Origin of the sequence: Treponema sp. UBA7570 (assembly GCA_002477955.1) — a bacterium.
Lineage (GTDB): Bacteria > Spirochaetota > Spirochaetia > Treponematales > Treponemataceae > Treponema_D.
In genome coordinates, this window is the sequence record DLLE01000053.1 from 55,793 (window position 1) to 67,796 (window position 12,004).

Here is a 12,004-nt window from a genome sequence, read left to right on the forward strand (position 1 = left end):
AGCATGCAAGCATCCGGGCTACAAATCCATTGCAAACTGAGTCAAAAGCTGGTCGATTACAGCAGGATACATTTCAACAAGAGCATCGGCATCATATTTTCTGCCGGCAACTTTTAAAGTTTCAGTTCCCTGAACCGTATAAGTTTTATATTTTATTTCTTTTCCAGACTGGTCAAAAATCTTTGTCTTCATCTTAACAAAAGGACAAACAGTTCCGTTTACCGTCGTTCCTGAGGCTGTTTTTTTGAAAAATTCAAATTCAATAACAACTCCACCTTTTGCGCCGACAGATTCACATAGTTTTTTTAAGTCATACTTTCCAGGATTGCGCAAATCTTTGTAATCAGTCGCAGTAATTGTCGTATTCATTATGGACAAAAGTCCTTCCGACATTGATTTGTATTTTTTTGAAAAAACAACATCTTCTTTTCCAACAAAATCAATTTCGCAAATTTCTCCGAAAATTCTGCGCAGAGCATCTTCTGCATAATCAAGCCGGTTAAAACTTGAGACAACTTCCGGATCGTCATCAAAAAATTTAGAATTTATCGCATTTTGCAAAAGTCCTTTCGTTGCCTTCGGCTCTTCTCCTTCTTTTATAACATACCACGGCAAAGAACTGTTTCCTGCCACAGTGATTATTGCAAGCGGAGAAATGCTTTGTTTTTCAATTTTAGCAGAAGCACAACCAGAAAATTCCGCTGCAAAAACCAAACATCCCATCAAAAAACCAATTCTTTTTAAACCTAATTTTTTTTTCATTCTTTTTCTCTTTAATAAAAAGTCAAGAGTAAAACTTCAGTTTTAGGACTGACTTTTTAAGCTGTTCCGAAGTCTGCAACGCAAACTTGTAAAGATAAAATCAGACGCCATTTTCGGCTGTTTTTATCTTACACTCTTTTAATTTTTGTTTTACAGATATTTTACTATAAATTTATTTATAAGTTGGTCAATTACAGACGGAAACAGTTCAACCATTTCATCTTTGTCATATTTTGTCATCCGCATTTCAACAGATTCCGGCGAAATTACAGTAAATTCATCTTCAAGCACTTTTTTTCCATCCTCATTGTACATAAGAACATTCATAATTCCCATTGCGCCAAGATTTGCGTTAAGATTATCTCCATCATCTTTTATATATTTTTTAAACGTAAAAGACAGAAAAACAAGGCTTTTTGCGCCAGTTTCCCTCGAAATCAACCTCGCTTTTTTTGAACCAATATCGTCCATAAATTTGTAGCCCTCGCCACGAATTTTTACATCTATGTACGAAAGCAAGCTGTTTTTTCCAATGTCAGCATAAGTCGGAGAATTCATTACGACTTCTTTTGGGACAACCTCAACACCGGCAACTTCTGGCAAAATCCGTCTGAAAGCATCTTCTGCATAATCAACACGGTCAGCGGCGGTTTGAATTTCAGGATTATTTTTTCCAAAAAAACTATTTATAGCATTCGATAAAAGCCCGTCTTCTTCGCCATATTCATCATCACGAACTTCAGAAGAATAATAAGGAACGTGAGTATTTCCGCAAACTCCAAGAATCGCAATCGGAGAAGCATTTTCTGTCAAAGAATATTTCGTAGAAGCACAACCAACTAACAACAACGGCAAAACTGTAAAAAGAGCCACTTTTTCAGTTATTTTTTTTAAGCAAGACATAATTTTCCTTTTTAGACGCAACTTTTACAAAAAAAACAATTTTTTTAATAAAAAGTTACTTTTTATTCTCAGCAAGTCTACCACAAACACAAAAAAAATGGACTGCCCAAAAAACTATTTTTTAGACAGTCCGTTCAAAAAATCAGAGATGAGCTTTTGACTTTTATTATGCCTGCAAAGCAGTTACTGCAACTGTGTCAACAATCTCGTCAACATTGCATCCGCGGCTCAAGTCGTTGAGAGGCGTTGCAAATCCCTGGCAGACAGGTCCAATTGCTTTCCAGCCGCCCATGCGAGCAGCGATTTTGTAGCCAATGTTTCCTGCGTTGATGTTTGGGAAGATAAAAGTGTTTGCGTGTCCTGCAACTGCGCTTCCTGGAGCCTTAAGTTCGCCAACTTCCGGAGCAATCGCAGCGTCAAACTGGAATTCGCCGTCGAGAGCAAGTTCCGGAGCTTTTGCTTTTGCAAGTTTTGTAGCTTCTACAACTTTTCCAACTGTGTTCAAGCCCTTTGCATCGCTTCCTGAACCTTTTGTAGAGAACGAAAGCATTGCAACTTTTGGTTCGATTCCTGCGATTTTTTTAGCAGTTTCTGCTGTTGCAACAGCAATGTCAGCCAATTCTTCAGCAGACGGTTCAATATTGATAGCGCAATCGCCAAATACAGAAATTCCGCTTGGAAGATATTTATTTGAACCTTCTGGAGCAACCATGATAAAGCAAGAAGAAACTGTTTTAATTCCAGGAGCTGTTTTGATAACCTGAAGTCCTGGACGCAAAGTATTTGCTGTTGAATGGCATGCGCCAGAAACAAAACCGTCAGCATCTCCTGCTTTCAAAATCAAAGCACCGTACATTGTGTAATCTTTAAGAGCGGCAGCTTTTGCAGCGGCAACATCCGCATATTCAGGAAGACCAGTCTTTTTATTGATTTTTCCTTCGCGTGCCTTGTAAAGAACTTCTGCATATTTATCAGCATTTGAATCAGTTTTTGGGTCTACGATTTTTACACCAGACATATCAAAACCAAATTTTGCAATTTCGTCTGCATTTCCGAGAAGAATGATTTTTGCGATTCCTTCTTTTACAATTACTGAAGCAGCTTCAACAACACGTTTGTCTTCACCTTCGCAGAGAACGATTGTTTTTCCGGCAGCCTTTGCCTTTGCACGTAAATCTTTTACAAAGTCCATGATTTTTCCTCGTATAAAAAATTATTTTCGGTTCAATAAAATGAATCAATTCACTTTATCACTTTGCAAAAAATTACACAAACACATTTACTGGCAAAACCGGCATTGACAAACCCTAAAAACATTATTTTACAGAAGGTTTACAAATTCTTTTTCCGGCACCGGCGGACTGTAAAAAAATCCCTGAATATTATCGCATTTTAAATCCATAAGCGAATTTTTTTGAGACTCGTGCTCAACGCCTTCGGCAGTAATCGTCATCCCCAAATCTTTTGACAGCGCGATTATGTGCTTTATTGATTTTAAGCCTTTCTCTTCGCCAATTGTGTCAATCAAACTTTTATCAAGCTTTATATTTGCAAAAGGCAGAGAATTTAAAAGCGATATTGAAGAATATCCAGTTCCAAAATCATCCATGCACAAAACAAAACCGCGACGGCAAAATTCATTTGAAATTTCTTTTATATCCGAATTGCTAACTGCGGCAGTTTCCGTAATCTCAATCGGCACATATTTTGGATTTATTCCTGCATCCTGAACTATTTTGTCGTACTGCTCAACAATTCCCTCATAACAAATACTTGCCCGCGAAAGATTTACAGAAACCGGCAAAACAGGCAAGTTTGCCTCAGTTCTTGCTTTTATAAAATGACAAACCCTGTCAAAAATATATTCATCCAAAATGCGGATAAGACCGTCCCTTTCAAAAACAGGAATAAACATTCCTGGCGGAACTAACATTCCATCTTCTCGTCGCCAGCGAACAAGAGCTTCAGCGCCAACAATTCTTCCACAAACCGGACTCACCTTTGGCTGATACCATATTTCAAAACAATTTCCGAAAATCGCATCATAAAAATTATCTTCCATTTTTTTCTGTTCGATAACTTTGTCGCTCTCTTCAACCGAATAAAACTGAAAATTTACATTTTTTTCGTCTTTTACACTGTGCTTTGCAAAAGTTGTGTAACTGTAAACTTCTTCAATATTTTGTCCAGGAACCCACTTTGCAATTCCAAAATACGGATGCAATCGTGGCCATCGCATTTTTTTCGAAAGCTCAGAAAGGTCAGACGTAACTTTTCCAACTTTTGATTCAATTTCCTCGCGAGGAGAAGTCGGAGCAAAAACGACAAAATGGTCGGCATTTACGCGGGCTGCAAAATCCTGTTCTTTTAAATTTTCAACGATTGTATTCCAAATTTCCTTCAAAACCCTGTCGCCAACTTTTACTCCGCAAATTTGGTTTACAATCTTGAATTGATGAATATCCATCGAAACAAAATATCCGGGCTTGTTAGTTTCGCTCAGCTGCTTTTTAAAATAATTATAATTATTGCCTTCGGTAACCGGGTCAACATACGCAAGACGCTCAACTTCAAAAATTTTTGCCTTTGTCGTGTCAGAAAAAGCAATCATAAAATCAGAAAATTTTTCCGAATTTTGCAATTTCGCAATTTTTAACCGGCAATAAATGGTCTTTCCATCACGAATTCCGCGATAATCATGAAGAATTATGTCCTTTTCTTTAAAACATTCTTCGATAAATTTATATGAGCAAATTTTCCGCATTTCATCTTTTTCAGCATCAATAACAGTTTTGTCGATATAACAATTTATCAAATGCTCATAATTTGAATTCTCGCGAATTGCTTCTCCATATTCCCGCTTAATATCATCGCTTATTCTGTAAGGAAACAAAACTCCTTTTTCAACATCAATGTAATAAATACTGCCGTAATCTTTGGCAAGCGCCATAAAAAGTTTTTCAGAACGGTTTTGTTTTTCAATATTTTCTACAAAGCCAAGTGCAACAATCGGTTTTCTTTCATTATTCCATTCGCACGGAACAATCGTAACTCTAAAACAATCGCCGCTAACAGATTCAAAAGTGTTAGAAACTTTTTTTTCACCTTTTTCAAGTTTTTCTATAAGTTCATAAAAACTTTGGCGCTCTTCTTCCGCAATAACAGCGCCAGCAAAACTATATGGCATATTTGGATAAACTTTTGCTACTTGGTAAGTTTCAGCAAACTTGTCAGAAATAATCATTGTTTTTTCTTCAGGATAATATCTGAACGTCAAAAGTCCAAGAGAAAAAAATGCATCCTGAAAAGTCCGGGAAAGCAGGCTGTAATTCTTCCCGTTAAAAACAAAAGTTTCTAAATCCTTTGTCTTCATAAAGCTCCTTAAAACTGATACAGTTGCAACAAGTAAAAAAAGCACATCCCGCTTATAAGAACGTACATTCCAAAAAAATATTTTTAAATTCTTATATGGGCGGCCCGGCAACTTGTTGCCGTCGGGTCTTGCGTGGCTACGGCGTCTAACGCGCCTCCGGTGCTACGCACACGCTATGCGTCCACTCCAGCCCCTGCCGCATTCCACAAATCAATATCCATCGCTCATGCTGCGGTTAATATCCCTTTGGTAAAGTTCCTGATATACAACCGACCGTTTTTTCAGCTCCTCTTTTTTCTGCTGATTAAACGGCACAAAACGCCAGAAAATCGCACGCAGTTCTTTGTCCATTCTCTGCACGCCATTTACTTCTTTCGTAAGCCAAAGCACATAATCCGAAATAAAATATGTCTTTAAATCACCTTTTAATTTCTGATTCTCAATATATTGATAATATTGTCCGGTAAGTCCTTCTTCCATCCAATAATAAGATGCTTTTTCCTTTGCAACCTGCCAACGCAAATCGGCAACTGCCATCAAAACGCTGATTTTTAAATCTCTTGGATACATTGGAATTACAATTCGCCCACGGCTCGTAATTCTATTGTAACGGTCAAAAGGTTCCCAGCAAAATCCAAAATCACCATAAGTCGGAACAAGCAAAACATAAGGAACAATTCTATGCGCAGCGTTCTTGTGAATTCGGCAAAATGCTCCCGGATCCATTTCCTCAATCCAAGACATTACGTTTAAAACATTTTCTCTAAAACCTGTTCCCTGTGGCGTACTGTGATAAAATTCCCTCGTAAAAACCGGAAACTGATTTCCCTGACGGCCGACTGTCATTTTTGCCATCTGACGGACAGTATTAAATTCAGTATCAATATCGCCTTTGTTTACCTCAACATTCACAGGACCGTTCGCAATTTTTGCTTCAAGAGAGCCGCTTACAGACTTTGCTTCTTCAAGTTCTTTTAAATAACCTGCAAGCTCCTTGTCGTTTTTTTGCAAAGCGCGAAGCCTTTCCTGTATTTCTGCAAAAAGCTTTTTTTGCATGTCAGTATACGGCATACGGTGCGGCTCAAGTCCAATCATAGTCGAATGTTCGCAAAGAGCGTGGATGCGATTTAAAAGCTCATTTTCCATCATCTGGCGTTCGCTTTCTTTTGCATTCACAAAACTTTCTGAACTCTGCAATTTTCCGTCGTTCTTGCTTTTTAACTGCATAAGATGCTGCTGTTCTGCAGAACCACCGTCATTAGCTGATTTTTTTATACGAACCTCATCAGTTGCAGAAAGTGTAAGCCGTCCGCTTGCAATTTCTTTAAACCATTCGTCCATGTAGTAAACAGGCTCGCCAGTCGTATTGTCTAAAATCACTTTAGAAAAGAGCTCTTTTTGTTCTGGAGTAAAAAGAGACGGCAAAACAACGCCAAAACGCATCATCATTCTTTTTACTTTTGGCAAGGTTAAATCTGCCATTTTTGGCGCCATATTATGAATAAGTTCCCAATAAGCCATTACCATTTGCTGTCGGTAAACTGTTCTGTCTTTTGGATCTGTGCATGTTAAGTATTTTGAAAGTACCTGATGAACTCTTTGAGCCGGCTGGCCTTCGCCTGTAAGACAAGTCTTGTAGTATGCCGGATCGTCAAAATAAGGCTTTGGCTTATCTTCAAAGAATTTTTCAATCGGACTGAATTTTGTAACGCTTAAATCAACTTTATTGGCTTGTTTTTGCTTTTCGGCAGGCGCTTCCTCGTTTGCATTAAAACTCGCCGCACTAAAAGGCACTGTTTCTGTCAATTTGTTTGAAACATTGCTCAAAGTTGGGCCGGAGGATTCCTGGGTTTCTGCAAGGAGAGCTGCAATCGTCGGGTCAAGTTCTTGGTCACTCATTCTAAAAAATACTCCAAATATCTTTTAATTATATCACAAGTTATTTAAAAAGCATTATAAAAATATCAAGAACCATTAAAATAAATTTTCAGTTTTGATTAGCAAAATTTGAACTTTTTAGACTCACTTCTCCAGAATACAATTTTTTTTGAATTCCATCTTCCGTCAAAACCAAAAGCTCCGCTTCGTCCGTTACATCAAGAACTTTAGCTTTGTAGATTTTTCCTTCAAGCCCCGCAATTGGATTAACATAAACTTCAAGCCCGGTCAAAAGAGAACGTTTTCTGTATTCGTCCATAGTTTTTTTGATTTCCTGCTTGTCGTCTGCAAAATAAAAATCATAAATTTTTAAAAGATTAGAAACCACTTCCGAAACAATCTGATTTCGGCTTACTTTTGGAACGATTTTACCTTCTCCGGCAATAATCTCTTCAACGCTGCCTGCAACTTTTGAAAGCTCTCCATCAAAACCGCCGTTCCTCACATTTATTCCGATTCCGACAATGGCAACATCGATTGTGCCGGTTTCAAAATTCGTAACGCCTTCAGTTAAAATTCCGCAGATTTTTTTGCCATTCAAGAAAACGTCATTCACCCACTTTATTTTGCAATCTTCTCCATAAAGAGATTTTATTGCTCTGCTTACAGCAACTGCCGCAGCCGCCGTCAAAAAAGCAGGATTTTTTATGCCTGCAACAGGTTTATAAACAAGCGAAAAATAAATTCCAGAATTTGCGGGCGAAACAAAAGTCCGGCCCATTCTTCCGCGTCCTGCCGTCTGTCTTCCGGCAACAAAAAGCACGCGGTTAAGTTCTTTGTCGGCAGTTTGTCTTTTTGCCTCCAAATTTGTCGAATCAATTTCGTCAAAAGCAAGAACTTCGCATTTTTCGCCACATTTTAAAATTTCTTTTTCGATAAAATCTGAATCAATCTTGTCTGGAACACCTTCCAGTTTGTAACCTTTATTTGTAACAGCTTCGATTAAAAATCCCTGTTCACGCAAAGCGGAAATTGCCTTGTGAACAGCCGCACGGCTTACCTGACAGCAAGATGCAAGCTCTTCGCCAGAAATAAAATCGTTTTTTAACGAATCCGAATTTAAAATTGAAATGATTTTTTCTTTTGTGCTCATTTTCTTACAAGTTTTAATTATTTTCAAAACAGCAGACTTTGTTTTTTCCAGAATTTTTGGCTTTGTACAAGGCGGTGTCCGCATTTTTAAAGAGTGTATCAAAATCTGTCTCTTCAAAAACAGCAAAACCTATGCTCGAACGTATAAATCCAGAATTTTCAGGCTCGTCCGTCAAAATAGGCGTCTTATTCAGCAATTCCAAAAGCTGTTCGCAACGCATTCTTGCAATATTTTTTTGATTTGCGCCAATCATAAAAATCAAGAATTCATCGCCCCCAAAACGTCCCATTAAATCGGAAGATCGGAACACTTTTTGAATGCAGCCTGCAACTTTTTTTAGAACTTTGTCGCCAACAAAATGTCCATAAGTGTCGTTTATCTGCTTAAAATAATCCAAATCAAGCATTATCAAAATTCCGGTATTTGTTGAATTCAGATATTTTTTTGCAGAACGAATAAATGCCGCCTTGTTTAAAAGTCCGGTCAATTCATCAGTATCGCGTTGATTTTCAATAATTTGCCTTAAAAAAAATTCACGGACACGGATTTTTGTCAGATAAAAACACGGAATAAAACTCAATCCGTAAAAAAGCCACATGTAAAAAATGTCAATTCGGGCAATTTTTACGTCTTTAAAAAAAATCGTACAAATCGTGTTTAAAAGCACAAGCAAGCCAGTGTTTCTAAACATTCTTGAAACTCTATCAATAAAAATAACAGGAATTGCAAATTCCAAAACGACGAACATAACTGAATAATTACCAGTATTTCCGTAAATTCCTCGAAATCCAGTAAAAATGCTTAAAGTCCATATAAAAACATAAAGAAGCGGCACTGCAAGCTTCAATTTTTCCTGCGAAATCTTTATTGATGAAATAAAAATAAACAGCATTACGACAAAAACCGCAAAATAGCCAATTGTCCTTAAGTCTGGATACGAATCAAAAAAAAGTCCGATAATTCCTAAAACAAAAAAAAGAACGCAACCAACAAGGGAACAAACTTCAAGCATCAAAAGGTTTGTCTGACAAGTCTCAGTCTTAACACAATCGTACTCGAAGTCAGAAACCTGGTTCCTTAATATGAGCGTCTTTACCTGTCTATAAAGATTTTTCATCAATGCTAATTTTACTTCGCTTTTCCTAAAAGTGCAAAATCTTCTACTTTCCCGGAATATGCGATTCCCATTCCCGGATCTTTCAAACATTTTAGCTCACGGATTGCAGAAATTACCGGCTGTTTTTTGTCGCTCGGAACAACCATCACAAGCATTTCCTTTTCAGAAACAATGTGCATTCCAAAAAACCGCTCGTCTGTTTCTTTTGCAGTTCCACGCGCATTTATTACTGTTCCACCGCCTGCACCTGCCTGTCTGGCGGCAGCCATTACATCGTCGGCATAACCTTTATTTACAATTACTGTAATCATTTCATTTTGTGTGCTCATAATGTCTTCCTCCATGTTTTTATTAGCGGCATCTGAATTTTCAATGATATTTCCGCCTTTTAAAAGCGAATCAACTCCAACACTAAAAAGTTCGCCAAAATGTCTTTTTTCTTTTGAAGTTGCTGTTTGAATCGCATTTTTTACAGACTCGCAGGCCGATTTTTCAACAACCATCATTATTACGTCTTTTGAATTTTCGCCAAGGCCGAGAATTGCCGCAAGATTCGTTTTTGCAAGCCCGCGCCCCATCAAAACAGTTCCGCCACGGCAACCGCTTTCCATTGCAGCGCGAGTAAGTTTTTCTCCTTTTCCGTGAGGAACTACGCTGAAAAATAATTTAAATGAATTCATGCTTTTTCCTCCAGAAGTTCAGTTTGTTCCATTTTTTTGTGGGAATTTGTTTTTACCTTAAATACAATTCCAAGAATTTGAATTGCAATAAGCGGAGTCATCGCAACAAGAGCAATCACACCAAATGCTTCGCCTGCAGAACCTGCATTTACTGCATGGCCTACACCAATCGTAAGAGAAAGAATAAATGTGCTTGTCATAGGTCCGCTTGCAACTCCACCAGAATCAAAAGCAATTCCTGTAAAAAGTTTTGGACACCAGAAAGAAAGCGCAAGCGCAATCACATAGCCAGGAAGAAGAATAAACCAAAGACTAAAACCATACAAAACTCTCGCCATTGAAATTCCGATTGAAATTGCGACTCCGGCGCTCAACGCAGCGAGAATTACTTTTCTTCTAATCATTCCGCCAGAAATTTCTTCAACCTGATCTGTCAAAACCCAAACCGCAGGCTCAGCGCAAACAACAACTGCTCCAAAAATACAGCCGATCAAAATAACGGCAATTGGACCGACAATCTTAGGAATTACAAAGAGAGTTTTAGTTATTCCGTTGCTTGTGCTTGAAATCAAAACATCGCCCGAATTTGCAGCAAGTTTTCCAAGCAAAACACCAAGTTCCTGACCGACAGGCATAAAACCGCCCTGGGCACCGCCTAAAAAAATCACCAGACCAATAAAACTCAGAACAAAACCGCGAATCATGCGGACAACTTGCATCGGCGGCATTTTTATAAGCGTAATCTGAAAAAATACGGCCATTGCAGCCAAAGGAGCCAGCGCAGAAACAACTTCTTTTGCAATTGCCGGAATATGCGCAAAAACAACAGAAAGTCCGACAGCAATTTCTTCTTCAGAACCAGAATCAACGCTTTCAGAAACTCCAATTACTCCATTTATTTTAGAAATTGCAATTGCAAAAATAATAACCGCCAAAACTGGACCGACAGATGCAATTCCCGTAAGACCAAAGCTTCCGTCGTTGTCCATGGAATTTTTTTCAGAATTTTGAAGAGTTTTTCTACGGACAGCAGCAACTCCGACGCCAAGCGCCAAAATAAACGGAACTGTCATGGGACCGGTTGTTGCGCCGCCAGAGTCAAAAGCAACTCCCTGCAAAGCCTGAGGCGCAAAACATGCAAGAGCAAAAACTGCTATATAAGAAATTATCAAAATCAATCTGAGAGGAATTGAAAGAATTACGCGCAGAATTCCCAATGCAACAAAAAGACCAACGCCTGCTGCAATTGCAATAATCAGTCCCCATTTTGAAACAGAAGATTCAATTTTACGAACTTGATCTGCCAAAACCTGAATATCAGGCTCTGCAATCGTTACAATAAAACCGATAAAAAATGCGGCAATTAAAAGAAGCGGTAAATTCCGTTTTGAAGTAAGGGCTGCTCCACTACGCTCGCCGACGGGAATAATCCCAATATCAACGCCCAAAAGAAAAATGGCGAGTCCAATAATGACCATAACTCCGCCCAGCATAAACTGAAGCAAAAGCTGACCACCCAAAGGTGCAATTGTTACACCTAATAAAAGCACCAAAAGCATAATTGGCGCTACAGAAAAAATAGTCTCTTTAAGTTTTAGATAAAAATTCACTTAAGTAGACCCCCAGCGGAAAAATTTTACAGCCCGTCAGGAAAAGCAGTCCAACCTTTTTTGCTGATTCCCTCAATCCAATTTTTTGCGAATTTTTTTGCGCCTTCCAAATCCATGTCGCGGTAGTTTCCGCATTGAATTTCGTTGGCGGCTGGAATTTCGCCAGTCCAGTCAATAACTTTTTTAAAAACAGGAATTAAATGGCTTGCAATGTATTCTTCATCCACATCGCCCCAGACAGTAAGATAAAAACCTGTGCGGCAGCCCATCGGTGAAAAATCAATTACACCAGGAATTTCATCTCGCAAATATTCTGCAATGATATGTTCCATTGTATGCAAGGCGCCTGTATTCATAAATTCTTTGTTTGGCTGACAAACACGCACATCAAATTTTGTCACAACGTCGCCTTTTTCACCCTGTTTTTTTGCAGCGACGCGGACATAAGGGGCAACCACTTTTCTGTGGTCCAAATTAAAACTGTCTACATTGTATTTTTTTAATTCCATTTAAAAATGCGCCTTTATT

Annotated in this window: 10 protein-coding genes; all 10 read right to left on the bottom strand. The window is 38.4% G+C overall.

What is annotated here, in order from left to right:
• Positions 1 to 18 precede the first annotated feature (18 nt).
• Entirely contained in the window at positions 19 to 762 is a 744-nt protein-coding gene (locus B4N75_RS06670; protein WP_296706944.1) for a hypothetical protein, read from the bottom strand.
• Between the two features lie 150 nt (positions 763 to 912).
• Positions 913 to 1,665 (bottom strand): hypothetical protein, encoded by a 753-nt coding sequence (locus tag B4N75_RS06675; protein WP_296016603.1) that lies wholly within the window; start codon positions 1,663 to 1,665, stop codon positions 913 to 915.
• Between the two features lie 166 nt (positions 1,666 to 1,831).
• The gene (pta, locus tag B4N75_RS06680) at positions 1,832 to 2,857 is read right to left on the bottom strand and encodes a phosphate acetyltransferase (protein ID WP_296666821.1); all 1,026 of its coding nucleotides are present in this window, start codon (positions 2,855 to 2,857) and stop codon (positions 1,832 to 1,834) included.
• 129 nt (positions 2,858 to 2,986) lie between these two features.
• Complete coding sequence (locus B4N75_RS06685; protein ID WP_296706946.1) at positions 2,987 to 5,038, bottom strand: GGDEF domain-containing phosphodiesterase; 2,052 nt, start codon at positions 5,036 to 5,038, stop codon at positions 2,987 to 2,989.
• A 210-nt stretch (positions 5,039 to 5,248) separates the two neighbouring features.
• Complete coding sequence (locus tag B4N75_RS06690) at positions 5,249 to 6,937, bottom strand: hypothetical protein (RefSeq protein WP_296666829.1); 1,689 nt, start codon at positions 6,935 to 6,937, stop codon at positions 5,249 to 5,251.
• Positions 6,938 to 7,025: 88 nt separating this feature from the next.
• Positions 7,026 to 8,069, bottom strand: coding sequence for a biotin--[acetyl-CoA-carboxylase] ligase (locus tag B4N75_RS06695; protein WP_296666831.1), 1,044 nt, complete (start codon positions 8,067 to 8,069; stop codon positions 7,026 to 7,028).
• A 13-nt stretch (positions 8,070 to 8,082) separates the two neighbouring features.
• Complete coding sequence (locus tag B4N75_RS06700; RefSeq protein ID WP_296016577.1) at positions 8,083 to 9,186, bottom strand: GGDEF domain-containing protein; 1,104 nt, start codon at positions 9,184 to 9,186, stop codon at positions 8,083 to 8,085.
• Positions 9,187 to 9,197: 11 nt separating this feature from the next.
• On the bottom strand, positions 9,198 to 9,866 hold the full coding sequence (locus B4N75_RS06705) for a P-II family nitrogen regulator (RefSeq protein ID WP_296016571.1): 669 nt from the start codon (positions 9,864 to 9,866) through the stop codon (positions 9,198 to 9,200).
• Positions 9,863 to 11,476, bottom strand: coding sequence for a DUF1538 domain-containing protein (locus B4N75_RS06710; RefSeq protein WP_296016565.1), 1,614 nt, complete (start codon positions 11,474 to 11,476; stop codon positions 9,863 to 9,865). Before B4N75_RS06710 ends, B4N75_RS06705 begins: the two co-directional genes overlap by 4 nt.
• Before the next feature lie 26 nt (positions 11,477 to 11,502).
• A complete protein-coding gene (locus B4N75_RS06715; RefSeq protein ID WP_296016558.1) occupies positions 11,503 to 11,985 on the bottom strand; it encodes an S-ribosylhomocysteine lyase in 483 nt (160 codons plus the stop codon).
• Between the last annotated feature and the right edge of the window lie 19 nt (positions 11,986 to 12,004).